Raw genomic sequence first — 23,152 nt, forward strand, 5'->3', positions numbered from 1 at the left:
CTCCCCGGCCGACTCCCGCTATCCCCGGCCCAGTAGCACCCCGAGCGGCACCCCGGCCAACTCCTTGACCTCGCGCGCCAGATGGGCCTGGTCGGCGTATCCAGCACGGGCCGCCGCCTCCGCGAACGGGACCTCGGCGCGGGCCAGTTCGAGGGCCCGCCCGAAGCGCAGGATGCGGGCGAGGGTCTTGGGGCCGTAACCGAAGGCGTTGAGGGCACGCCGGTGCAACTGCCGTGCGCCGACCCCCAGTTCGTCGGCCGTCGCGGCAACCGGCCGCCCGGCGTCCAGGGCCGCCACGAGTCGTCGCAGCAGCGGTTCGGGCGGCTCGGCGCGTTCCAGGACCACCTCTTCGAGCGCGGTCGGTACATCGGCGGCGCCCGCGATCCGGCCGTGCAGGCGCCGTACCTCCCGGGCGGGCCACAGGTCGGTGAGGTCGACGCGCCGGTCGCGCAGTGCGTGCGCGGGCACGCCCAGGAAGGCGGGGGCGCCGCCGGGGAAGAAGCGCACGCCGTACCAGGCGCCGCCGTCCTGGGTGATGTGCGCCCGGGTGTCGGCGCCCGCGACGATCAGCCGTCCGTCGTGCCAGAGCAGGTCCATGCAGCCGTCGGGCAGCACCCGGCCGCCGCCCACGGAGGCGGTGTTGGCCCAGACGACGGCTCCGGGGAGCCGGGACGGCCGTTCCCGGTACACGCGCCTACGCTCCCCTCTCCCGGTGCTCCCGGTGGTCCTGCGGGCTCACCCCGTACACCCGTTTGAAGGCGCTGGACAGCGCGAACGCGCTGCCGTAGCCGACGCGGCGGGCGATCGCCTCCAGGGTGTCGGGGGTGTCCCGGAGCGCGTCCGCGGCCAGCGCCAGCCGCCACCCGGTGAGGTACGTCATCGGCGGTTCGCCGACCAGTTCGGTGAAGCGGCGGGCGAGCGCGGCCCGCGACACCCCGGCCTTGGCGGCGAGGGACGCCACGGTCCAGGGGTGGGCGGGGTCGTCCTGCACCAGGCGCAGCACCCGGCCCACGACGGGGTCGCCCAGCGCCCGGTACCAGGCGGGCGCCGCCGCCTCGGGGCGGGAGAACCAGGTCCGCAGCGCCGCGATGACCAGCAGGTCAAGCAGGCGGTCCAGGACGACTTCCTGGCCGGGTTCGTCGCGGACGATCTCCGTCATCAGGTACGGCGTGAGCGGGCAGTCCCACACGTCGGCGGTGAGCGCGAGGAGCGGCGGCAGGGCGTCCAGCAGCCGTCCGCTGACCTCGCCCTGCCACAGGTAGGTGCCGATCAGCATGACGGCGGAGCCGTCGAGCCGGTCGCCCCAGGTGCGCACGCCGAGGTCCATGGAGCCGTTGAGCGGGCGGCCGTCGGGGTAGGAGCACTCGGCGCCCGGCAGGATCACGGCCTGGGGTGCCGTCTCCGGGCTGTCGCCGCAGGTGTACGGGTCGGGGCCGCGGGCGATGGCGAGGTCGCCGGGGCCGAGGCGCAGCGGCTCACCGGTGTCCGGGGTGATCCAGGCCTCGCCGCGCACCATGAGCATCACGGTGAGCGGGGCGCGGTCCTCGATGCGTACGGCCCAGGGCGGTTCGAAGCAGGCGCGGATCATGAAGGCCCCGCGTGCGCGCGGCCCGTCGAGGAGACCTGCGAGGGCGTCCATGGCGCCAGGGTAGACGCGCGCGTATGGGAATGAGCCGTTCAGCGATGGGGCGTTGGGCCCGGCCGCCGTTGACTGGACGCATGACGACGAACACGGCGAACACGGCGAACACGCGGAACACGACAGTGATGGTGACCGGCGCCTCGGGACGTACCGGCAGCCGGGTGGCCGAGGCCCTGCGCACGGCGGGGCTCGGCGTACGGGAGGCCACGCGGTCGCGGGGCTTCGACTGGGGGGACCCGACGACCTGGGCGCGGGCCCTGCGGGGCTGCGACGCGGCGTACTTGATGTACCCGACCGACGTCGGTGATCCCGCCGCCACCGAGGGCGTCGGGACGCTGGCCCGGGAGGCGGTGGGGCTGGGCGTACGGCGGCTGGTGCTGCTGTCGGCGCGCGGTGAGTACCAGGCGCGGCCCACCGAGGAGGCGCTGAAGGCGTCGGGCGCTGACTGGACGGTCGTCCGGGCGGCGTGGTTCGCGCAGAACTTCAGCGAGGGCCCGCTGGCGGACGGGCTGCGCGAGGGCGGGGAACTGGTGTTCCCGGCGGGCGAGGTGCCGGAGCCGTTCCTCGACGTGCGGGACATCGGGGAGGTGGTGGCGGCCGTGCTGTCGGCCGGGGACACGTACGTGGGGCGGACCCTGGAGCTGACCGGCCCGCGTCTGCTGTCCTTCCGGGAGGCGGTCGCGGAGGTCGCGGCGGCCACGGGCACGGAGCTGACGTACATGCCGGTACCGGCGCGGGCGTACGGGGATCAGCTGGTCGGCTTCGGTATCCCGCGGGAGGAGGCGGGCTTCCTGGTCGAGGTGTTCGAGACCCTCCTCGACGGCCGCAACGCCCACCTCACCGACGGGGTCGAGCAGGTGCTGGGCCGCCGCCCCCGCGACTTCGCCGACTTCGCCCGGGAGGCGGCGGCGGGGGGTGCCTGGAAGGCGTAGGGCAGGCACCTGGCCGCCGGGCCGGTCGGACTGCGGCCTCCCGCCCGGCCCGGCGCCGACGCGGGCGGGGACGGGGACGGGGAGCGTGGGGGCGGGTGGCCGCGTGCGGGCAGCTCCGGACCAGCCCCGGGGGCCGCTGACCGCACGCCCTGCGGCCGGGGTTCGTGCCGGGTCGGGGGCGCCGGGCGCCCCGTCAGCAGTCGTCCGGTTTCTGCGGGGGATGCGTGCTCTTCACATGCGTGCGCAGCCGGGAGGTGACGTCCTCGGGGGGCAGGAAGCGGGACCAGCGTTCGGGGAACTCCGAGGGCATGTCGGGGTCGTCCGGGTCCTCCGCCGCGGCCTCGCGCTGGGCGGCGGCGCGGGCGACGTACTCGGCGACCTGGGCCTCGCGCAGCCGCTCGTTGGCGTCGCGGGCGGCGGCCGTGGCGGCGGCCGGCCAGACGCGGTCGATCGCGGCGTTGACGGCGGCGCCGACCAGCACCGCGAAGGCGGACACGCCGATCCACAGCAGGACGGCGACTGCGGCGGCGAGGGAGCCGTAGATGGTGGCGCCCTCGACGGTGTTGGTGAGGTAGATCCGCAGCAGGAAGCTGCCGAGGACCCACATGCCGAGCGCGACCAGCGCGCCGGGCACGTCCTCGATCCACGGGGAGCGGACCGGCACGGAGACGTGGTACAGCGTGGTGAGGAAGGCGACCGACAGCAGGATGACGACCGGCCAGTACAGCACTTGGACGACCGTCTCCGACCACGGAAGCACGTTCAGCACCGCGTCCGGTCCCGCGACCATCAGCGGCAGCGCGATGGAGCCGATCACCAGGGCGACCAGGAACAGTACGAACGCGACGAGCCGGGTCTTGACGATGCCGCGGACGCCGTCGAGGCCGTACATCACGGTGATCGTGTCTATGAAGACGTTCACGGCGCGCGAGCCCGACCACAGGGCGAACAGGAAGCCGATGGAGATGACGTCGGGGCGTCCGCCCTTCATCACGTCGTCGAGGATCGGCTGGGCGATCTGGCGGACGCCCTTGTCGGACAGGACCGTGCGGGAGGCCTCCAGGAGGTTCTCCTCCAGGCTGGTGATGGTGTCGGTGCCGGTCCAGTCGTCGACGTAGCCGAGCAGTCCGATCATGCTCAGCAGCAGCGGCGGCACGGACAGCAGCGTGAAGAAGGCCGCCTCCGCGGCGAGCCCGAGGATCCGGTACTCGATGCAGGAGTTCACCGTGTCCTTGAGCAACAGCCAGGCGGTCCTGCGCTTGGAGACGTCCCGGTAGAGGGCACGCGCGCGGTGGAGTCGGCCGGACGGCCGCTGAGGGGATTCACTTGCTGGCTGCACGAACTAACGGTATCCGCCGTCAGGGCCGCTTCCGTCCCGCCGGGGGCGGCCGCGTCGGCGGCGTGACCGTCCCGATACGGAACGGTAGGTTCGCACCATGGACGGGACCACCCACACCGTGACGAACCAGCCTCCGCCCCTGGTCGGCTACGACGTGTACGCCACCGACCGGGCGCTGACGGAGGCGGTGGAACGGCACCTCGCCCCGGAACTGCTCGACGAGGCCCACGCGGAGCTGTCGGCGCTCGGCCGCTCGGCCGGTGCGGAGCAGCTCCAGCAGTGGGCGGCGCAGGCGAACGAGTACCCGCCCCGGCTGCGCACCCACGACCGCTACGGCAACCGTGTCGACGAGGTCGACTTCCACCCGGCCTGGCACCGGCTGCTCGGCAAGGGTGTGGCGGCGGGCCTGACGGCGGCCTGGGACCGGCCCGGCGGGCACGTCCGGCGGGCGGCCGGGTTCCTGGTGTGGACGCAGGTCGAGGCGGGCACCTGCTGCCCGCTGTCGATGACCCATGCGGCGGTGCCCGCGCTGCGCCAGGAGCCGGAGCTGGCCGCGGAGTGGGAGCCGCGGCTGACGTCCACGGTGTACGACCGCGAGCTGCGGCCCGCGCGGCACAAGGCCGGGGCGCTGTTCGGGATGGCGATGACGGAGAAGCAGGGCGGCAGCGACGTCCGCACCAACACCACGGCGGCGCGTCCGCTCGGGGACGGGGTGTCGTACGAACTGACGGGGCACAAGTGGTTCTGCTCGGCGCCGATGTCGGACGGCTTCCTGGTGCTCGCGCAGGCGCCGGGCGGCCTGACCTGCTTCCTCGTCCCCCGCGTCCTGGAGGACGGCACCCGCAATGTCTTCCGGCTCCAGCGGCTGAAGGACAAGCTGGGGAACCGGGCCAACGCCTCCTCCGAGGTCGAGTTCGCCGGGACGTGGGCGCGCCGGGTCGGTGAGGAGGGGCGCGGGGTGCGCACCGTCATCGGGATGGTGGCGGCGACCCGGCTGGACTGCGTCCTGGGGTCGGCGGGGCTGATGCGGCAGGCGGTGGCGCAGGCGATCCACCACTGCGACCACCGCGAGGCGTTCGGCGGGCGGCTCGCCGACAAGCCGCTGATGCGCGCGGTCCTGGCCGACCTGGCGCTGGAGTCGGAGGCCGCGACGACGCTCGCGCTGCGGCTGGCGGCGGCGTACGACGACGGGGGCGAGCAGGAGCGGGCGCTGCTGCGGATCGCGGTACCGGCCGCCAAGTACTGGGTGACCAAGCGCTGTACGCCGGTCACGGTGGAGGCGTCCGAGTGCCTCGGCGGCAACGGCTACGTCGAGGAGTCCGGCATGCCCCGCCTGGTCCGTGAGTCCCCGTTGAACTCGGTGTGGGAGGGCGCGGGCAACATCCAGTGCCTGGACGTCCTACGGGCCCTGCGCCGCGAACCGGAGTCCCTGAACGCCTACCTCCAGGAAGTCGGCCAAGCCCGGGGCGCCGACCACCGCCTGGACGCGGCCATCAAGGACGTCCTGACGGAACTGGCGGACCTGGAGTCGGTGGAGGCACGCGCCCGCCGTCTGACAGAACGCCTGGCCCTGGTCCTCCAGGCCTCCCTCCTGGTCCGCCACGCCCCACCGGAGGTCGCGGACGCGTTCTGCGCAGCCCGCCTGGGCAAGGACGCAGGCGCCACCTTCGGCACCCTCCCGCCGACCCTGAACCTGCCCGAACTACTGGAACGGGCCAGGCCGCAGACCAACCCCTAGGGGCGCGGGGAACTACGCGCCTAGCCCCCACAAGGCGGCACCCGCCACGAAACCAGCAGCCCCCACCCCGGTGCGATCGGGCAAAGGCCGAAGGCCAAGCCCCCAGGGGCGCAGGGAACTGCGCGCCAAGCCCCCACCAGCCCGCACCCGCCAACGAACCAGAACCCCCCACCCCGGTGGGCGATCCGGCGGCACCCCCGGAGGGAGGGGGTGGTGCTGCGCCGACACGGCACCACCCCCTCGCAGGCCCGTTCGAGGCCGCGAACACCGCTCGGGACGGTGTTCGCTCAAGTTTCAATCAGCCCGAAGCCGACCACCAGGGTTGCAAGGGGTTGCAACTTTCTGTCCCCTCTGGCCGGAGTGCACCCTTCCGCCCCGCGGGAGGAGCAGGATGAGACATCCGGTCGGTAATCGACGCACCCCGAGGGGGAGGGACTCGTGGCCCTGTCACCGATGGACGTGACGCAGCTGGCCGCCGTCGACACGGCGCGCGCGGCGCGAGTGCTGAGCGAGGTCCGCAACGCCACGCTCTCCGGGCAGCGCGCACCGGTCGCCCCCCGCCCGGTGATCGAGGAGTCCTGGGGCCGGATGCTGCGCAGCGGGGTCGACCCCGACCACGACTTCCGCACCGGTCTGCTCTCCCGCGAGGAGGTGCAGCGGCGCCGCCAGACGAGCGCGCTGCGCCATGTGCTGCCGGTGCTGCGCGAGGGGCTGCTGTCGGTCGCGGACATCGCCCACCACATCATGGTCGTCGCCGACGAGGAGGGGCGCGTGCTGTGGCGGGAGGGCAGCGCGCCGGTGCTGCGCAAGGCGGACAGCCTCGGTTTCGAACTGGGCGCCGACTGGCGGGAGGACGTCGTCGGCACCAACGGCGTGGGCACCCCGGCGGTGGTACGGCGGCCGGTACAGGTGTTCGCCGCCGAGCACTTCGTGCGCACGCACGCGAGCTGGACCTGCGCCGGGGCGCCGATCACGGACCCGCGCGACGGCCGGCTGATCGGCGTGGTGGACGTCAGCGGACCGCTGGAGACCATGCATCCGGCGACCCTGGCCTGGGTGGACTCGGTGGCCAAGCTCGCCGAGGCGCGGCTGCGGGAGCTGCACATGTCGTCGCTGGAGCGGTTGCGGGCGGTGGCGGCGCCGGTGCTGTCCCGGCTGTCGGGGCAGGCGCTGGTGGTGGACCGGGACGGCTGGTGCGCGGCGGTGACGGGGATGCCGTACACGAGCCGGATCGCGCTGCCCAGGCCGCTCGCGGCGGGCCGTCGGTGGCTGCCGGGGATGGGACTGTGCGCGGTGGAGCCGCTGGCGGACGGCTGGCTGGTCAGACCGGCCGACGAGCCGGTGCCGGGCGAGGGCACGCGGATCGTGCTGGATCTGTCGCAGCCGCGCGGCTGGTCGCTGACGGTGACCGGGGCGGCGGGTTCCTGGAGTCATGAACTGAGTCCCCGGCATGCCGAGTTGCTGTATCTGCTCGCACTGCGCCGGGAGGGCCGCAGCGCCGCGGAGCTGGCCGAGGAGGTGTTCGGCGACGCGGGCCGTACGGTGACGGTGCGGGCGGAGATGTCGCGGGTGCGGCGCTACCTGGGGGCTCTGCTGCAACATCGGCCGTATCGTTTCTGCGATGACGTGGAGGTCGAGGTGCTGTTCCCCGGCGACCCCCGCGACCTGCTGCCGCAGTCGACGGCACCGGCGGTGGTCAGGGACCGAGCGCGACGCGGCGCACACCAGGAGTAGCCGGACGCGTACCGCCTGAATCGCTCGGCTGGGTATCTTCTGGGTATTTGCTCGGTCTTCGTCCCCGACCGTCCCGCACTGTCGTAGCATCCCATCTGGGCCACCCCACCTGCTCCCTGGTTCAACGCACGGATCATCAGGCGCAGTTGGCCCGCCCTCAGGAGGACGTCATGAAGAAGCAACGCGGCAGACACCGTCGGCGCAAGCGGGGCCGCGCGCTGCGCGGAGTGCTGGCCGGTACCGCGCTGGCGCTCACCGCCGCCGCCACCATGATCAGCGCCTCCCAGGCCACGGTCGACGACGACCCCGGGGCGGTCAAGCCGCTCACCTCCCGCGCCGAGCTGAACACCCTGCGCCTGACCGAGGAACTGGTGCCCGAGCGGACGCTGGACCGGCTAGCCGACGAACTGGGCCGCCCGGTCGGCGTACGCGCGGTGCTCGCCGACGCCGACCACACCCTGCGCGGCGCCGCCGACTGCACGGCCGCCGAGCGCACGGCGCTCCCGGTGGCGCCCGCCCCCACCCACGTCTACTGCTGGGACGCCGCCGACACCCGGGGCTGGCGGCCGGGCCCGCTGACCACCTCCGGTGACGCCGACGACGACGGCCACTGGGGCGAGCAGCGGGTCGTACTGTCGGCCTGGTCCGACGGCACCGCCTCCCGGGTCGCCTTCGTCGACGCCACCGACCCCGACGCGCCGCGCTACACCTGGGTGGGCCTGGCCGCCCCCGCCACCGAGGACGGCGCCCGGCCCGGCACCCTGCGCGCGCCCGTCACCGGGATGGTCTGGTACCAGGACAAGCTCCTGGTCGGCACGGGTGACGGGCTCTATGTCTACGACGTGCACCGCGTCCAGCGCGAGAGCGGCCCGACCGGGTCCCGGTTCACCCTGCCCGCGGTCGGCGTGTACCGGCCGGACGGGCCGAATCCCACCCGTATCTCCCTGGACCGCACCACCTCGCCGAACAGCCTGGTGGCCCGCGCCGGCGACCGATTGTGGCGCTACGACTTCAGCTCCGACCCGGAGCGCACCGGCCTGCTCGACACGGGCCGGGCGACCGAGGCGTACCGCTCCGAGGTCGACGGCCCCGGCGCCGTGCTGTCCTACCGCTCCCGCTGGTACGTGACGCAGGCGGGCGAGGAGCACGGCACCCTGTGGCGGCAGACCGCGCGGGGGGCGGAGGCCACGCGCTGCGGGGACGACGCCACGCGCCGCTGCTGGAGCGCGGCGACCCCCTCGCTGTCCTACTGGGAGGAGACCGGCGAGGTCTGGGCGCAGTCGGGGCGGACCCTGTTCGCGCTGCCGCTGAGCTCGATCGACAGATCCGTGGAATAGATGATTCCCTGGGCGGCATGCCCAACATTCCCGTGACCACCTGGTCCCTGGAGCAGACGAGCCCCTCCGACCTGCTGCCCGCCGCCGCTCCCGACGACGAGGTGCGGATCGTCCGCTCCGAGGTCCCCTCCCCCGAGTTCAGCCGCTTCCTCTACACCGCCGTCGGCGGTGACATCCGCTGGATCGACCGGCTCGGCTGGAGCCACACCCAGTGGCAGGAGCACCTGGAGCGCCCCGGGGCGGAGACCTGGGTCGCCTACGACCGGGGCACACCGGCCGGGTACGTGGAGCTGAACCCGCAGGACGACGGAGTCGTGGAGATCGAGTACTTCGGGCTGCTCCCCGCCTTCCGCGGCCGCCGCATCGGCGGCCACCTGCTCTCCTACGGCGCCGCCCGCGCCTGGGACCTCGCGGAGCGCTGGCCCGAGCGGCCGCCGACGAAGCGGGTGTGGCTGCACACCTGCAGCCTGGACGGCGAGCACGCGATGGCCAACTACCAGCGCCGGGGCTTCAAGCTGTTCGACACCAAGGTCGAGGAACAGCCGGAGGTGGCCACTCCGGGGCCCTGGCCGGGGGCCTACCCCGTCTGACCTGCGTGATGCGGCGCAGCGCCGCTGTGTGACCAAGGACACCCCTGTCTCGCTCTGCGGGACAGGGGTGTCCGCATGATGGACGAAGCTGGACTGTGTCCAGATCGCCGTGACACGCTTCCGTCATGCCTGGAACTGGAATTGCCTTGGTGAGTCGGCGGCACGTCGACCTCGGCCGCATGTCCAGCGCCATCTGTCCGGCGCGCTGAGAGTACTCCAGCACCGCCCGGATCTTTCCTTTTCGCCTGCTTTCCCGCGCAATGATGCGCACGACTGCCCGTGCGCGCTTCCGCGCAGGTCAGAGACGCTTTCCCGCCTGTCCCGAAGGACGTACCAACCATGGCCGCCACCCCTGCAAACCCTGCCGCCGCGACCCCGCGCCGCAAGGCGAGCCGTCACCGCGGCGAGGGCCAGTGGGCCGCGGGGCACTTCACCCCGCTGAACGGCAACGAGCAGTTCAAGAAGGACGACGACGGTCTCAATGTGCGGACACGCATTGAGACGATCTACTCCAAGCGCGGCTTCGACTCCATCGACCCCAACGACCTGCGCGGACGTATGCGCTGGTGGGGTCTGTACACCCAGCGCCGCCAGGGCATCGACGGCGGCAAGACCGCCGTACTGGAGCCGGAGGAGCTGGACGACGAGTACTTCATGCTCCGCGTGCGCATCGACGGCGGCCGGCTGACCACCCAGCAGCTGCGCGTCATCGGTGAGATCTCGCAGGAGTTCGCGCGCGGCACCGCGGACATCACCGACCGGCAGAACGTGCAGTACCACTGGATCCGGATCGAGGACGTGCCCGAGATCTGGGAGCGCCTGGAGGCGGTGGGCCTGTCCACCACCGAGGCGTGCGGTGACACGCCCCGTGTGATCATCGGCTCGCCGGTCGCGGGTATCGCCGCGGACGAGATCATCGACGGCACCTCCGCCATCGACGAGATCCACAGCCGCTACATCGGCAGCAAGGAGTTCTCCAACCTGCCGCGCAAGTTCAAGACGGCGATCTCCGGCTCCCCGCTGCTGGACGTGGCGCACGAGATCAACGACGTGGCCTTCGTCGGTGTCGTCCACCCCGAGCACGGCCCCGGCTTCGACCTGTGGGTCGGCGGCGGACTGTCCACCAACCCCAAGATCGGTGTCCGGCTCGGCGCCTGGGTGCCGCTGGACGAGGTCCCGGACGTGTGGGCCGGTGTCATCGGCATCTTCCGTGACTACGGCTACCGGCGGCTGCGCACCCGCGCCCGCCTGAAGTTCCTGGTCGCCGACTGGGGCGCGGAGAAGTTCCGGCGGACGCTCGAAGACGAGTACCTCAAGCGTCCGCTCCTCGACGGCCCCGCCCCCGCCGAGCCCGTCGCCCGCTGGCGCGACCACGTCGGGGTGCACCGGCAGAACGACGGCCGCTTCTACGTCGGGTTCGCCCCGCGCGTGGGCCGCGTGGACGGCGCCACCCTGACGAAGATCGCCGCGCTGGCCGAGGCGCACGGCTCGAACCGGGTGCGCACCACCGTCGAGCAGAAGATGATCATCCTCGATGTCGAGGAGACGCAGGTCGAGTCGCTGGTCGAGGCCCTGGAGGCGCTGGATCTGACCGCCAAGCCGTCCCCGTTCCGGCGCGGCACCATGGCCTGCACCGGCATCGAGTTCTGCAAGCTCGCCATCGTCGAGACCAAGGCGCGCGGTGCCTCGCTGATCGACGAACTGGAGCGCCGCATCCCGGACTTCGACGAGCCGATCACCATCAACATCAACGGCTGCCCGAACGCCTGCGCCCGTATCCAGGTGGCGGACATCGGTCTCAAGGGGCAGCTGGTCCTCAACGACAAGGGCGAGCAGGTCGAGGGCTACCAGGTGCACCTCGGCGGCGCCCTGGGCCTTGAGGCCGGGTTCGGCCGCAAGGTGCGCGGTCTGAAGGTGACGGCCGAGGAACTGCCCGACTACGTCGAGCGGGTCCTCAAGCGCTTCCAGGCCGAACGCGAGGACGGCGAGCGGTTCGCCACCTGGGCGGCGCGCGCCTCGGAGGAGGCCCTCTCATGAGCGAGCGGGCCGCCCCCTTCTACTGCCCCTACTGCGGGGACGAGGACCTTCGTCCCGGCGAGCAGGGCCACGGCGCGTGGGAGTGCGCGGCGTGCAACCGGGCCTTCCAGCTGAAGTTCCTCGGGCTGCTGGCCCGCGGCCTTCAGGCGAACGACGCAGGGGGAGACGGGATATGACGACCGCTCAGGAAGAACGCACCGCCGAGGATCTCAAGGCGCTCGCCGAGCGGGCGGGCCGCGAGCTGGAGGACGCCTCCGCGCTGGAGATCCTCAAGTGGGCCGCCGACACCTTCGGTTCCCGCTTCTGCGTCACCTCCTCGATGGAGGACGCGGTCGTCGCCCATCTCGCCTCGCGCGTGCTGCCCGGCGTCGACGTCGTCTTCCTCGACACCGGCTACCACTTCCCCGAGACCATCGGCACCCGGGACGCGGTGGAGGCGGTGATGGACGTCAACGTCATCACCCTCACCCCGCGCCAGTCGGTCGCCGAGCAGGACGCCGAGTACGGGCCGAAGCTGCACGACCGCGACCCCGACCTGTGCTGCAGGCTCCGCAAGGTCCAGCCGCTTGAGGAGGGCCTCACCGGCTACCGGGCGTGGGCGACGGGCCTGCGCCGCGACGAGTCCCCGACCCGGGCCAACACCCCCGTGGTCGGCTGGGACGAGAAGCGGCAGAAGGTCAAGATCGCGCCCATCGCCAAGTGGACCCAGGAGGACGTGGACGCCTACGTCACCGAGCACGGCGTCCTCACCAACCCGCTGCTGATGGACGGTTACGCCTCCGTCGGCTGCGCCCCCTGCACCCGGCGGGTGCTGGAGGGCGAGGACGCGCGCGCCGGACGCTGGGCGGGCCGCGCCAAGACCGAGTGCGGGCTGCACCTGTGACCACGACCCCGTTTCCGGAGAATCAGGAGAACCACGTGACGACCGGAGCCACCGTCTGGCTCACGGGTCTGCCGTCCGCCGGCAAGACCACGATCGCGTACGAGCTGGCCGGCCGGCTGCGCGAAGAGGGCCACCGTGTCGAGGTGCTCGACGGCGACGAGATCCGCGAGTTCATCTCCGCGGGGCTCGGCTTCAGCCGCGAGGACCGGCACACCAACGTCCAGCGCATCGGCTTCCTCGCCGACCTGCTCGCCCGTAACGGCGTCAAGGCGCTGGTGCCGGTGATCGCGCCGTACGCCGACAGCCGTGAGGCGGTGCGCAAGCGCCACCAGGCCAGCGGTGCGCCGTACCTGGAGATCCACGTGGCCACGCCGGTCGAGGTGTGCAGCGAGCGGGACGTGAAGGGCCTGTACGCCAAGCAGGCGGCGGGTGAGCTGTCCGGGCTGACGGGGGTCGACGACCCGTACGAGGAGCCGGTCTCTCCCGACCTTCGCATCGAGTCCCAGAACCAGACCGTGCAGGAGTCCGCGGCGGCTGTGTACGCCCTGCTCAGCGAAAGGGGCCTGGCATGACGACGACCGTCTCCACCGTCGAGGAGGGCACGCACACGCCGTACGCCCTCTCCCACTTGGACGCTCTGGAGTCCGAGGCGGTGCACATCTTCCGTGAGGTGGCGGGCGAGTTCGAGCGGCCGGTGATCCTGTTCTCCGGCGGCAAGGACTCCATCGTCATGCTGCACCTGGCGCTGAAGGCGTTCGCCCCGGCGGCGGTCCCGTTCTCGCTGCTGCACGTGGACACCGGGCACAACTTCCCCGAGGTCATCGAGTACCGCGACCGCGCGGTCGCCAAGCACGGGCTGCGGCTGCATGTCGCCTCCGTGCAGGACTACATCGACCGCGGTGTGCTCAAGGAGCGCCCGGACGGCACCCGCAACCCGCTGCAGACGCTGCCGCTGACGGAGAAGATCCAGAGCGAGAAGTTCGACGCGGTATTCGGCGGCGGGCGGCGCGACGAGGAGAAGGCGCGCGCCAAGGAGCGGGTGTTCTCGCTGCGCGACGAGTTCTCCCAGTGGGACCCTCGCCGTCAGCGGCCCGAGCTGTGGAACCTGTACAACGGCCGGCACGCACCCGGCGAGCACGTCCGTGTCTTCCCGCTGTCCAACTGGACCGAGCTGGACGTCTGGCAGTACATCGCCCGCGAGGACATCGAACTGCCGCAGATCTACTTCGCGCACGAGCGCGAGGTGTTCAAGCGCAGCGGCATGTGGCTGACGGCCGGCGAGTGGGGCGGCCCCAAGGAGGGCGAGACCGTCGAGAAGCGGCTCGTCCGCTACCGCACGGTCGGCGACATGTCCTGCACCGGCGCCGTCGACTCGGACGCGACCACCCTGGAGGCGGTCATCGCCGAGATCGCGGCCTCCCGGCTCACCGAGCGGGGCGCGACGCGGGCGGACGACAAGCTGTCCGAGGCCGCGATGGAAGACCGTAAGCGCGAGGGGTACTTCTAAGCATGAGCACCACCACGGAACTCACCGAGACGACCCTTCTGCGGTTCGCCACGGCCGGTTCGGTCGACGACGGCAAGTCCACGCTCGTCGGCCGCCTGCTGCACGACTCCAAGTCGGTGCTCGCCGACCAGCTTGAGGCCGTCGAGCACGCCTCCCGCAACCGCGGCCAGGAGACCCCCGACCTGGCCCTGCTCACCGACGGCCTGCGCGCCGAGCGGGAACAGGGCATCACGATCGACGTGGCGTACCGCTACTTCGCCACGCCGAAGCGCCGGTTCATCCTCGCCGATACCCCCGGCCACGTGCAGTACACCCGCAACATGGTCACCGGCGCCTCCACCGCCGAGCTGACGGTGATCCTCATCGACGCCCGCAACGGCGTCGTCGAGCAGACCCGCAGGCACGCCGCCGTGGCCGCGCTGCTGCGCGTCCCGCACGTGGTCCTCGCCGTCAACAAGATGGACCTGGTCGGCTACCAGGAGTCCGTGTTCGCCGCCATCGCCGAGGAGTTCACGGCGTACGCGACCGAGCTGGGCGTCCCGGAGGTCACCGCGATCCCGATCTCGGCGCTCGCCGGTGACAACGTGGTGGAGCCGTCCGCGAACATGGACTGGTACGGCGGTCCCACGGTGCTGGAGCACCTGGAGACGGTGCCGGTCTCGCACGACCTGAGCCACTGCCACGCCCGGCTGCCCGTGCAGTACGTGATCCGGCCGCAGACCGCCGAGCACCCCGACTACCGCGGCTACGCGGGCCAGATCGCGGCGGGCTCCTTCCACGTCGGCGAGCAGATCACCGTGCTGCCCTCGGGCCGCTCCACCCGGATCGCCGGTATCGACCTGCTCGGCGAGCCGGTCGACGTCGCCTGGACCACCCAGTCGGTGACCCTCCTGCTGGAGGACGACATCGACATCTCGCGCGGCGACCTGATCGTGCCCAGCAAGGACGCCCCGCCGACCACCCAGGACATCGAGGCCACCGTCTGCCACGTCGCCGACGCCCCGCTGACCGTCGGCCACCGGGTGCTGCTCAAGCACGGCACCCGCACGGTCAAGGCGATCGTGAAGGACATCCCCTCCCGGCTCACGCTGGACGACCTGTCCCTGCACCCGCACCCGGGACAGCTCGTCGCCAACGACATCGGCCGGGTGAAGATCCGTACCGCCGAGCCGCTCCCGGTCGACTCCTACGCCGACTCGCGGCGCACGGGTTCGTTCATCCTGATCGACCCCAGCGACGGCACCACGCTCACCGCCGGCATGGTCGGCGAGTCCTTCGCCTCCCCGGAGCCCGTCAAGGACGACTCCGAGGACGACGGCTGGGACTTCTGACGATGACGCCGATGACGATGACGATGACGACGACTCCGATGACGCCGACCTCGATCCCGATGTGCCGGGCGACGCGATGTCCGCTGTGATCCCGCACCCGCACAACCGCCGCATCCCCGGCCGCGCTCGATAGGGCGCGCGAGCCGGGCCACCGAGAGGAACCCCTCCCCCGTGCCTGCCATCCCCGCCGCCCTGCGCCGTGCCCTCGCGGCAGTGGCCCTGCTGCCGCTGCTCGCGCTCGCGGCCGCCTGCGGCTACGGCTCCCAGGCCGTGGAGAACAGCGAGGGGGCGATCCCGGGTGCGGCGAAGGTCGACGGCCTGGACTCGGTGCGCATCGGCTACTTCGGGAACCTCACCCACGCCACCGCGCTGGTGGGACGGCACGAGGGGATCTTCCAGAAGGCGCTCGGCGGTACGACGGCCCAGTTCTCGACGTTCAACGCCGGTCCGTCCGAGATCGAGGCGCTGAACTCGGGGTCCGTCGACATCGGGTGGATCGGTCCCTCGCCGGCCATCAACGGCTACACCAAGGCGGACGGCACGAACCTGCGGATCGTCTCCGGGTCGGCCTCCGGCGGGGTGAAGCTGGTGGTGAACCCGGAGAAGATCAAGTCCCTGAAGGACGTGAAGGGCAAGCGGATCGCCACTCCGCAGCTCGGCAACACGCAGGACGTGGCGTTCCTCAACTGGGTCGCCGAGCAGGGCTGGAAGGTCGACGCGCAGAGCGGCAAGGGCGATGTGTCCGTGGTCCGCTCCGACAACAAGGTCACCCCGAACCTCTACCGGTCCGGGTCGATCGACGGGGCGTGGGTGCCCGAGCCGACCGCCTCGAAGCTGGTCGCCGACGGCGCGAAGGTGCTGCTGGACGAGGCGGACCTGTGGCCGGACAAGAAGTTCGTGATCACCAATGTGATTGTGTCGCAGTCCTTCCTCAAGGAGCACCCGAAGGCCGTGGAGGCCGTCCTGCGGGCCTCCGTCGAGGCCAACCGGTGGATCAACGCCCACCCGGACCAGGCGAAGGCCGCGGCCAACGCGCAGTTGGCGGCGGACACCGGCAAGCCGCTGCCCGCCGATGTCATCGACCGGGCCTGGCCCTCCATCGAGTTCACCGACGACCCGCTGGCCGCCACGCTCGACGCGCAGGCCGACCACGCGGTCGCGGCGGGCCTGCTGGAGAAGCCGGACCTGACCGGAATCTACGACCTGACCGCACTGAACAGGGTCCTCAGCGCCGAGGGCGAACCCGGGGCCGACGACGCCGGTCTCGGCGTCAAGTGAGCCACCAGTCCAGATGAGTTCCCAGGAGGTGACGACCATGGCAACCGCCCTCGCCAAGGCTGTCGACACGGACACGTCCGTGGAGCACGCCGCGCGTATCGAGCATGTCTCGAAGTCCTTCGCGGGCCCCGCGGGGCAGCAGCTCGTCCTCGACGACATCTCGCTGGATGTCGCACCGGGCGAGTTCGTCACCCTTCTCGGAGCCTCGGGCTGCGGCAAGTCCACTCTGCTGAACCTGGTCGCGGGCCTGGACAGGCCCAGCGCGGGCAGCATCAGCACGGACGGGCGTCCGGCGCTGATGTTCCAGGAGCACGCGCTGTTCCCGTGGCTGACCGCGGGCAAGAACATCGAACTCGCCCTGAAACTGCGGGGCGTGCCGAAGGCGGAGCGGCGCGGGCGGGCCGAGGAGCTGCTGGAGCTGGTCCGCCTGCACGGCGCGTACGGCAAGCGGGTGCATGAGTTGTCGGGTGGTATGCGCCAGCGGGTGGCGCTGGCCCGTGCTCTGGCGCAGGACAGCAAGCTGCTGTTGATGGACGAGCCGTTCGCGGCGCTGGATGCGATCACGCGGGATGTGCTGCACGACGAGCTGACGCGGATCTGGCGCGAGACGGGTCTGTCGGTGCTGTTCGTCACCCACAACGTGCGTGAGGCCGTGCGCCTGGCCCAGCGGGTGGTGCTGCTGTCCTCCCGGCCCGGGCGTATCGCGCGGGAGTGGACGGTCGGGATCGCCCATCCGCGCCGTATCGAGGACAGTGCGGTCGCCGAGCTGTCCGTCGAGATCACCGAAGAACTGCGTGGGGAGATCCGCCGCCATGGCCAGCACTGACACCACCGCCAAGGACGGCACCGACCTCGCCGGCCTGGAAGCGGGCCTCGACGCCCTGGACGCCGTCACCACCACCCGCACCCCCCTGCGCGAAACCCTCCTCCGCAAGGTCCTGCCCCCCATCACCGCTGTCGCGCTGGTGCTGGCGGTGTGGCAGATCCTGGTGTGGCTGGAGGTCGCCCCCTCCTACAAACTCCCCTCCCCCGGCGCCGTCTGGGAGGAGGTCCGCACCGCCTGGCTCCAGGGCACGCTGCTGGACTACATCTGGACCAGCGTCTCGCGCGGCCTGCTCGGCTTCCTCTTCGCCCTCGCCATCGGCACCCCCCTCGGCCTGATCGTCGCCCGGGTCAGGTTCGTGCGCGCCGCGATCGGGCCGATCCTGTCCGGTCTGCAGTCCCTGCCCTCGGTCGCCTGGGTGCCCCCGGCCGTGATCTGGCTCGGCCTGAACGACTCGATGATGTTCGCCGTCATCCTCCTCGGCGCCGTCCCGTCCATCGCCAACGGCCTGGTCGCCGGCATCGACCAGATCCCCCCGCTGTTCCTGCGCGCCGGACGCACCCTGGGCGCCACCGGACTCAAGGGCGCCCGGCACATCGTCATGCCCGCCGCCCTGCCCGGCTACCTCGCCGGACTCAAGCAGGGCTGGGCGTTCTCCTGGCGCTCCCTGATGGCCGCCGAGATCATCGCCTCCTCCCCCGACCTCGGCGTCGGACTGGGACAGCTGCTGGAGAACGGCCGCAACAACGCCAGCATGTCCCAGGTCTTCCTCGCCATCCTCCTCATCCTCCTCGTCGGCATCGCCATCGACCTGCTCATCTTCAGCCCCCTCGAACGCCGCGTCCTGCGCAGCCGCGGCCTGCTGGCAAGGAGCTGAACCTCCATGTCCCACCGGCCGGTTCTCCTCGTCATCGCCCACGGCAGCCGCGACCCGCGGCACGCCGCGACCGTGCACGCCCTGGTCCGGCGGGTGCGGGCCATGCGCCCCGGGCTGCGCGTGGAGACCGGCTTCCTGGACTTCAACATCCCTTCCGTGCAGGGCGTTCTGGAGTCGCTGGCGGCGGAGGGCGTGCGCGACGTGGTGGCGCTGCCGCTGCTGCTGACCCGCGCCTTCCACGCGAAGGCCGACATCCCCGCCGTCCTGCGCGACGCCCCGCGTTCCCTGCGCATCCGGCAGGCGGAGGTGCTGGGCCCGTCGCCGCTGCTGCTGACGGCACTGGAGCGGCGTCTGTACGAGGCGGGCCTGACCCCCGCCGACAAGTCCTCGACCGGGGTCGTGCTGGCCTCGGCGGGGTCCACCGACCCGGAGGCGAGCGCGGTGATCGCAGCAATCGCGCGGGAGTGGCGGCACACCGGTTGGTGCGCCGTGCGACCCGCGTTCGCCTCCGCATCCCTGCCGCGTACCGAGGACGCGGTCGAGCAACTGCGCGCCCTCGGCTGCGCGAAAGTGGCCGTCGCGCCGTACGTCCTGGCGCCCGGCTTCCTGCCCGACCGCATCGCCCGCGGCGCCGCGCGGGCGGACGTCCTCGCCGACGTCCTCGGCCCGGCCCCGGAGGTGGCACGGCTGCTGCTGGAGCGGTACGACGAGGCGCGCGTGCCGGTGCTGACGGTTCTGGGGGCGTGAGCGGCGATTTCGGCCGCCGCATTTCGGTAAAAGCGCTCCCCCTTGTCCCGCCTGTCTGCTGGGATGGTCCCTCGAAGGCGAGCGGGGGAGAGCAGTTCACGTGGCGGGTCGTGAGTTCGGGCACTACTTGGGCCTGCCCGGGGCTCTTTCGGGGCTGCCGCTGAGCCCTCTGGTGGTCGGGTACGGCGAACTCGCCGCCGCCCAGAGCGGGGCCGGACTGCGGCACCTCGGCGAAGCGCTCGCCCCCGCGGGCGACTTACGGGTCCTGGACGGCCTGTACGTCCCCTCCGGCCCGCGCTCACGGCGCCGCGTCGACGCGGATCTGCTGGACGACCTCGCCCGCACCACCTCCTCCGCCGCCGCGCGGGTCGCGGAACTGCTGGCGCAGCTGTACCGGCGTGATCCGCTGGGGCCGCGCCGGGCCGTGCTGTACCAGCTGATCTGTCTGCTCCAGGAGTCCTGTCCCGTCGAGGCGCTGGGTGTGCACCCCGACGAGCGGGCGGCCCTGGTGGCGGCGGCGCGGACCCGGCCCGTGCTCGACCGGCTCCAGCGCGACGCCGCCGAGGCGCTGGCGGACGCCTGGGAGCGGCGCCGGCTGCACCGGGTGCGCGGCCTGATGGCGCGGTTGCCGCAGGGCGACCCCCGGCTTGAGCGGTTACGGACCGTCCTGGCCGCCCGGTCGGCGAACGCGGAGGCGGCCCTGGCCGCCGCCCGCTGCGCCGAGGAGGACGGCGCGCTGGAGTCCGCGAGCGAGCGGTACCTGCGGGCGCTGGACCTGGCCGCCGACGACAAGCGGGCGCTGCGCGGACTGGTCCGGGTGCACCGGCCGGGTCGCAAGGCCAAGCTGCGGGCCGAAGTCGCCCTGGACCACATCGCGTTGGACTGGGAGCGCGACGGTACGGACTGGCGGCTGCTGTGCCTGTACCGCACTCCGCGGGGCGAGGCCCGGGTGCGCGAGGTGACGGGCGTCCGGGACACGGCCGTACCGCTGGGCACCGCGGTCCGCTACGCCGCCTTCCCGCTGGCGGACGACCGGGTGGCCGGGCCGCCGCTGGTGTCGCACCGGGTGCTGTTCGCGCCCGAGGTGACCGGGCTGACGCTGACGGACGGGCCGGAGCGGATCGCGGGGACCTGGCGCCGTCCGCCCGGCGCCGAGGAGGTCACCGTCGAACCGGTCGCGGGGAAGCGCCCGGAGCTCCGCGCCGACGGTTTCACCGTGACCGGTCTTCCGGTCGGCCACCACGAGCTGCGGGTCGTGTGCCACTACCGCACACCGGACGGACGACTGGTCCCCTCCCCCGGTGTCAGGGCCTCGCACCGGGTGCATCCCTGGCCCGAGCCGGTCCGTACGCTCACCGCGGTGCCCGAGGACCACACCGTACGGTTCGACTGGACCGGAGGCGCGGGCGCCGAGGTCCGCCTGGTGGTGTGGCCGGGCCGGCCCCCCGCCCCCGGAACCGAGTTACGGGCCTCGGAGCTGCCGCCCGCCGTCACCGTGCCGCCCGCCGGGCACTCCCGGGTCGCCGCCGTCTCCGTCCTGGGTGAACGGGCGCTGGCCGGTCCCTCGGTCGATGTCGAGGTGCTCCAGCCGGTGACCGGGCTCGGCGCGCGGCGACTGCCCGACGGGGCGGTCGCGGTTCTGCTGGACTGGCCCGCAGCCACCAACCAGCTCGTGGTCCGCTGGGACGGCCCCGACGGTACGGGGGAGCGGACCGTGACCGCGCACGCCTACCGGCACGGCGGGCTGCGGCTGCCGGTGGGCCCGGGGCGGGTGCGGCTGTGCGCCACGGCCGTGCCGCAGGGCCCGCGGGGGGCGGTCGTGGCGGCGGCCGGTGCCGAGACGGTGGTGCCGCCCGACACCGCCATCGGCTATCAACTCGTGCGTGAGCGGCGGCTGTTGCGCGGCAGGGGCCGTACCCTGCTGAGGGTCACCCTGTCCTCGCTCGGTGGTGGGGGCGGCCCCGATGTCCCGGAGTTCGTGTGTGTCGCCCGCAGCGGAACGGTCCGGCCCCGCAGCGCCACCGACGGCACCACCGTGGTGCGCGTCCCCGGTGCCGAGCTGATCCGGTACGGCACGGTCGAACAGGAACTGCCGGCCGCGCCGCTCCCGGCCCCCTACACCCTGCGCGGCTTCCTGCTGGGCGAGCACGCCGCCGACGTACGACTGGAAGAACCGTCCCCCGCGACCCTGGTGGTGCGCTGACATGACGACCGTGATCTGCCCCTACTGCTTCGCCCGCTCCTCGGCGGGCAGGTTGCCCTACCGCTGTCTGATGACTCCGGCCGGTATCCGCGGCGGCCGCCCCTGCGGGCCCGAACGCGACGACATCTGGGCCGGGTTCATGGGCCCCGGGGTGCCACCCGGCGCCCTGATGCGCGGCCCGGTGTTCGCCCCGCCCCGCAAGATCGGACGGCGGGCCGGAGCGGGCAGCAGTGTGCCGTGCCCGGGGTGCGGGGTGGGCACCACGACCCGGGTCTGCGGGGCCTGCCACAACGACCTGCCGAGCGACTACTGCGACCACGACAGCCGGATCATCGCCCTGGTCGGGGCGAAGGCGTCCGGGAAGAGCACCTATGTCGCGGTCCTGGTCAACGAGTTGAACCACCGGGTCGGTCAGGCCTACCACGCCACGCTGGCCGCGATGGGGCAGAGCACCCAGACCCGGGACAAGGAGATGGCGGAGGACCTGTACGAGCGGCTGCGGCTGCCGGACGCCACCAGACCGGCGGCGCTCGGCTTCAACGACCCGCTGCTGTACCGCCTCAGCCTGCCCCGGCGCAGCCGCCTGGGCTCCGGGACCCGGCACACCGCGCTGGTCTTCTTCGACGCGGCGGGCGAGGACCTGGCGGGCGCCGAGGCGATGGACCGCTACACCCGCTACCTGAGCGCGGCGGACGGCATCATCCTGCTGGTGGACCCGCTGCAACTCGGTTCGGTGCGCGACCGGTTGCCGGTGCACGACGGTCCGCCGCTGCCGGTGGTGGAGACGCCGCCGCAGCAGATCGCCGCCGATCTGGCCCGGCAGTTGCGCGCCCACGGCAAGGGCGGCTCCCGGGGCCGGGTGTCCACGCCTATCGCGGTGGCGGTCACCAAGACCGACATGCTCAAGCCCCTGCTCGACCCGCACTCCCCGGTGCTGCGCAACGCCCCGCACCCGGGCGGCGCCCTCGACGACGACGACCGGCTCGGGGTGCACGAGGAGATCCGCTCCCTGCTCAACGACTGGGACTCGGGTGCGCTGGTTCGCCAACTGGAGTTGGATTTTGCGGAGTTGTCGCTGTTCGGGCTGTCCGCGCTGGGCGCGCCGCCGCCCGCCGAGGCACCGGCGGACGTACCCAAGTCCGGTCCGCAGCCGATCCGGGTGGAGGATCCGCTGATGTGGCTGCTGGCCCGGCGCGGACTGCTGCCGGTGCACCGTACGACGGGGAAGGAGCGGGTCAAGTGACCCTGGCGCAGCTGCACTACACCTCCGCGCCGCCCGGCCCGGACGGTTCGGGCTTCCGGTTCACGGCGGTCAGCGCGGGCGTGCCGCAGGGGCTGCTGCGGGAGGCGGAACAGCTCATCGGCTACGAGCCGCCGCGGGACTGTCCGGCCCGCCCGGACGCGGAGGAGCTGAAGCGCTTCCCGAAGTCCTTCTCCTGCTCCGAACTGTCCGACGGCGGACGGCTGCTGAGCCGTTCCGTCTACACGGGCGCCGACTACAGCGGGCGCTGGGGCAACTTCCACGCCCACGCCCTGCACCTGCCGCCGGGGGCCCGGCTGCCGGACGGGGCGCTGCCCATCACGGCCTGGGAGTCGCCCCGCTGGGCCGACAGCACGCCCCCGGGCGGGCGGCCGGTTCCGGTGGACCGGTTCGAGCCGTCGGGGCTGCTGCGCCGGGACGCCCTGGTCGCGTTCGCGGCGTCCCGGGCCGCCTGGCTGGCGCCGTTCTTCGCGGATCTGGGGGCGGTGACCCGGGACCCGGGCGCCGGCCAGATCGTGCTCGTGGAGCACGACAGCGCGGATGTCGCCCAGTGGATCGCGCTGGCCTGCGCGGTGCTGCCGCGCGAGGAGGCGCACCGGCTGACGTTCACGACCTACACCCGGCGTCCGCAGCAGGCCCGTCAGCAGATCGTGGGCGCCGTGCCGTCGTCGGAGCGGGTGGCGAGCGACCACCGGTACCGGGTGCACGACTGCACCGGGCGGCCGCCCGCCGAGCCGGTCCCCGACACCTGGGCGGAGGTGTGCGCCCGCGTGTGGACGGCGGGGCGGCCCGACCTGTTCCGTGACGCCGGGGACGGCCTCGGGCCGCTCACGGTGGCCGCGCTCACGGCGGGCATCGCCCTGCGCTCGGACGCGCGGGCGGTCGCGGCGCGC

At 72.7% G+C, this 23,152-nt stretch carries 21 protein-coding genes and 1 pseudogene; 19 read left to right on the top strand and 3 right to left on the bottom strand.

The genetic code is table 11. The features are described from left to right. Positions 1–18: 18 nt before the first annotated feature. Complete coding sequence (locus GA0115233_RS04375) at positions 19–690, bottom strand: helix-turn-helix domain-containing protein (protein WP_093718729.1); 672 nt, start codon at positions 688–690, stop codon at positions 19–21. A gap of 4 nt (positions 691–694) precedes the next feature. Further along, entirely contained in the window at positions 695–1,639 is a 945-nt protein-coding gene (locus GA0115233_RS04380) for an AraC family transcriptional regulator (protein ID WP_093718730.1), read from the bottom strand. Between the two features lie 80 nt (positions 1,640–1,719). Between GA0115233_RS04380 and GA0115233_RS04385 the strand changes: the two genes are divergently transcribed. After that, positions 1,720–2,574 (top strand): NmrA family NAD(P)-binding protein, encoded by an 855-nt coding sequence (locus GA0115233_RS04385; RefSeq protein WP_093718731.1) that lies wholly within the window; start codon positions 1,720–1,722, stop codon positions 2,572–2,574. 193 nt (positions 2,575–2,767) lie between these two features. Here the strand turns inward: GA0115233_RS04385 and GA0115233_RS04390 are convergent, their stop codons facing one another. Then, positions 2,768–3,913, bottom strand: coding sequence for a YihY/virulence factor BrkB family protein (locus GA0115233_RS04390; RefSeq protein WP_093718732.1), 1,146 nt, complete (start codon positions 3,911–3,913; stop codon positions 2,768–2,770). Between the two features lie 97 nt (positions 3,914–4,010). Between GA0115233_RS04390 and GA0115233_RS04395 the strand changes: the two genes are divergently transcribed. The 18 genes and pseudogenes from GA0115233_RS04395 to GA0115233_RS04475 form a co-directional block, all read left to right on the top strand. Then, the gene (locus GA0115233_RS04395; RefSeq protein ID WP_093718733.1) at positions 4,011–5,651 is read left to right on the top strand and encodes an acyl-CoA dehydrogenase family protein; all 1,641 of its coding nucleotides are present in this window, start codon (positions 4,011–4,013) and stop codon (positions 5,649–5,651) included. Positions 5,652–6,089: 438 nt separating this feature from the next. Next, positions 6,090–7,385: a helix-turn-helix domain-containing protein gene (locus GA0115233_RS04400; RefSeq protein WP_093718734.1), complete on the top strand. Its 1,296-nt coding sequence runs from the start codon at positions 6,090–6,092 to the stop codon at positions 7,383–7,385. Between the two features lie 170 nt (positions 7,386–7,555). Then, the gene (locus GA0115233_RS04405) at positions 7,556–8,722 is read left to right on the top strand and encodes a hypothetical protein (RefSeq protein WP_093718735.1); all 1,167 of its coding nucleotides are present in this window, start codon (positions 7,556–7,558) and stop codon (positions 8,720–8,722) included. 17 nt (positions 8,723–8,739) lie between these two features. Then, positions 8,740–9,312 (top strand): GNAT family N-acetyltransferase, encoded by a 573-nt coding sequence (locus GA0115233_RS04410; RefSeq protein ID WP_093718736.1) that lies wholly within the window; start codon positions 8,740–8,742, stop codon positions 9,310–9,312. Between the two features lie 125 nt (positions 9,313–9,437). After that, complete coding sequence (locus tag GA0115233_RS42305; protein ID WP_310887545.1) at positions 9,438–9,521, top strand: putative leader peptide; 84 nt, start codon at positions 9,438–9,440, stop codon at positions 9,519–9,521. Positions 9,522–9,651: 130 nt separating this feature from the next. Continuing rightward, the gene (locus GA0115233_RS04415; protein ID WP_093718737.1) at positions 9,652–11,349 is read left to right on the top strand and encodes a nitrite/sulfite reductase; all 1,698 of its coding nucleotides are present in this window, start codon (positions 9,652–9,654) and stop codon (positions 11,347–11,349) included. After that, positions 11,346–11,525, top strand: a complete 180-nt coding sequence (locus GA0115233_RS04420) for a hypothetical protein (RefSeq protein WP_093718738.1) — start codon at positions 11,346–11,348, stop codon at positions 11,523–11,525. Before GA0115233_RS04415 ends, GA0115233_RS04420 begins: the two co-directional genes overlap by 4 nt. Continuing rightward, entirely contained in the window at positions 11,522–12,232 is a 711-nt protein-coding gene (locus GA0115233_RS04425; protein WP_093718739.1) for a phosphoadenylyl-sulfate reductase, read from the top strand. Before GA0115233_RS04420 ends, GA0115233_RS04425 begins: the two co-directional genes overlap by 4 nt. Next, positions 12,229–12,804, top strand: a complete 576-nt coding sequence (cysC, locus tag GA0115233_RS04430; RefSeq protein ID WP_093718740.1) for an adenylyl-sulfate kinase — start codon at positions 12,229–12,231, stop codon at positions 12,802–12,804. Before GA0115233_RS04425 ends, cysC begins: the two co-directional genes overlap by 4 nt. Continuing rightward, entirely contained in the window at positions 12,801–13,739 is a 939-nt protein-coding gene (gene cysD, locus GA0115233_RS04435) for a sulfate adenylyltransferase subunit CysD (RefSeq protein WP_093718741.1), read from the top strand. Before cysC ends, cysD begins: the two co-directional genes overlap by 4 nt. A gap of 2 nt (positions 13,740–13,741) precedes the next feature. Then, positions 13,742–15,070 (top strand): sulfate adenylyltransferase subunit 1, encoded by a 1,329-nt coding sequence (locus tag GA0115233_RS04440; protein WP_093718742.1) that lies wholly within the window; start codon positions 13,742–13,744, stop codon positions 15,068–15,070. 171 nt (positions 15,071–15,241) lie between these two features. After that, a complete protein-coding gene (locus GA0115233_RS04445) occupies positions 15,242–16,348 on the top strand; it encodes an aliphatic sulfonate ABC transporter substrate-binding protein (protein ID WP_093718743.1) in 1,107 nt (368 codons plus the stop codon). Between the two features lie 37 nt (positions 16,349–16,385). Beyond that, complete coding sequence (locus GA0115233_RS04450) at positions 16,386–17,174, top strand: ABC transporter ATP-binding protein (protein WP_093718744.1); 789 nt, start codon at positions 16,386–16,388, stop codon at positions 17,172–17,174. Beyond that, a complete protein-coding gene (locus tag GA0115233_RS04455) occupies positions 17,161–18,048 on the top strand; it encodes an ABC transporter permease (protein ID WP_093718745.1) in 888 nt (295 codons plus the stop codon). Before GA0115233_RS04450 ends, GA0115233_RS04455 begins: the two co-directional genes overlap by 14 nt. A gap of 6 nt (positions 18,049–18,054) precedes the next feature. Then, positions 18,055–18,795 carry a sirohydrochlorin chelatase gene (locus tag GA0115233_RS04460; protein WP_093718746.1) on the top strand — a complete coding sequence of 247 codons (741 nt, stop codon included), beginning with the start codon at positions 18,055–18,057 and terminating at the stop codon, positions 18,793–18,795. A 100-nt stretch (positions 18,796–18,895) separates the two neighbouring features. Further along, positions 18,896–20,998, top strand: a complete 2,103-nt coding sequence (locus GA0115233_RS04465; protein WP_093718747.1) for a hypothetical protein — start codon at positions 18,896–18,898, stop codon at positions 20,996–20,998. Position 20,999: 1 nt separating this feature from the next. Continuing rightward, positions 21,000–22,241, top strand: a complete 1,242-nt coding sequence (locus GA0115233_RS04470) for a TRAFAC clade GTPase domain-containing protein (RefSeq protein ID WP_093718748.1) — start codon at positions 21,000–21,002, stop codon at positions 22,239–22,241. Continuing rightward, a pseudogene (locus GA0115233_RS04475) lies at positions 22,238–23,152 on the top strand (hypothetical protein); the annotation flags it as partial. The gene GA0115233_RS04470 and the pseudogene GA0115233_RS04475, both read left to right, overlap by 4 nt.

Source organism: Streptomyces sp. DI166 (assembly GCF_900091315.1).
In the GTDB taxonomy this organism is placed as follows: Bacteria; Actinomycetota; Actinomycetes; order Streptomycetales; family Streptomycetaceae; genus Streptomyces; species Streptomyces fuscus.

Excerpts from the sequence above, each read along its gene's own strand:
- GA0115233_RS04380 (WP_093718730.1), bottom strand. The coding sequence starts at position 1,639 with ATGGACGCCCTCGCAGGTCTCCTCGACGGGCCGCGCGCACGCGGGGCC.
- GA0115233_RS04385 (WP_093718731.1), top strand. The coding sequence starts at position 1,720 with ATGACGACGAACACGGCGAACACGGCGAACACGCGGAACACGACAGTG.
- GA0115233_RS04395 (WP_093718733.1), top strand. The coding sequence starts at position 4,011 with ATGGACGGGACCACCCACACCGTGACGAACCAGCCTCCGCCCCTGGTC.
- GA0115233_RS04405 (WP_093718735.1), top strand. The coding sequence starts at position 7,556 with ATGAAGAAGCAACGCGGCAGACACCGTCGGCGCAAGCGGGGCCGCGCG.
- GA0115233_RS04410 (WP_093718736.1), top strand. The coding sequence starts at position 8,740 with ATGCCCAACATTCCCGTGACCACCTGGTCCCTGGAGCAGACGAGCCCC.
- GA0115233_RS42305 (WP_310887545.1), top strand. The coding sequence starts at position 9,438 with ATGCCTGGAACTGGAATTGCCTTGGTGAGTCGGCGGCACGTCGACCTC.
- GA0115233_RS04415 (WP_093718737.1), top strand. The coding sequence starts at position 9,652 with ATGGCCGCCACCCCTGCAAACCCTGCCGCCGCGACCCCGCGCCGCAAG.
- GA0115233_RS04420 (WP_093718738.1), top strand. The coding sequence starts at position 11,346 with ATGAGCGAGCGGGCCGCCCCCTTCTACTGCCCCTACTGCGGGGACGAG.
- GA0115233_RS04425 (WP_093718739.1), top strand. The coding sequence starts at position 11,522 with ATGACGACCGCTCAGGAAGAACGCACCGCCGAGGATCTCAAGGCGCTC.
- cysD (WP_093718741.1), top strand. The coding sequence starts at position 12,801 with ATGACGACGACCGTCTCCACCGTCGAGGAGGGCACGCACACGCCGTAC.
- GA0115233_RS04440 (WP_093718742.1), top strand. The coding sequence starts at position 13,742 with ATGAGCACCACCACGGAACTCACCGAGACGACCCTTCTGCGGTTCGCC.
- GA0115233_RS04450 (WP_093718744.1), top strand. The coding sequence starts at position 16,386 with ATGGCAACCGCCCTCGCCAAGGCTGTCGACACGGACACGTCCGTGGAG.
- GA0115233_RS04455 (WP_093718745.1), top strand. The coding sequence starts at position 17,161 with ATGGCCAGCACTGACACCACCGCCAAGGACGGCACCGACCTCGCCGGC.
- GA0115233_RS04460 (WP_093718746.1), top strand. The coding sequence starts at position 18,055 with ATGTCCCACCGGCCGGTTCTCCTCGTCATCGCCCACGGCAGCCGCGAC.
- GA0115233_RS04470 (WP_093718748.1), top strand. The coding sequence starts at position 21,000 with ATGACGACCGTGATCTGCCCCTACTGCTTCGCCCGCTCCTCGGCGGGC.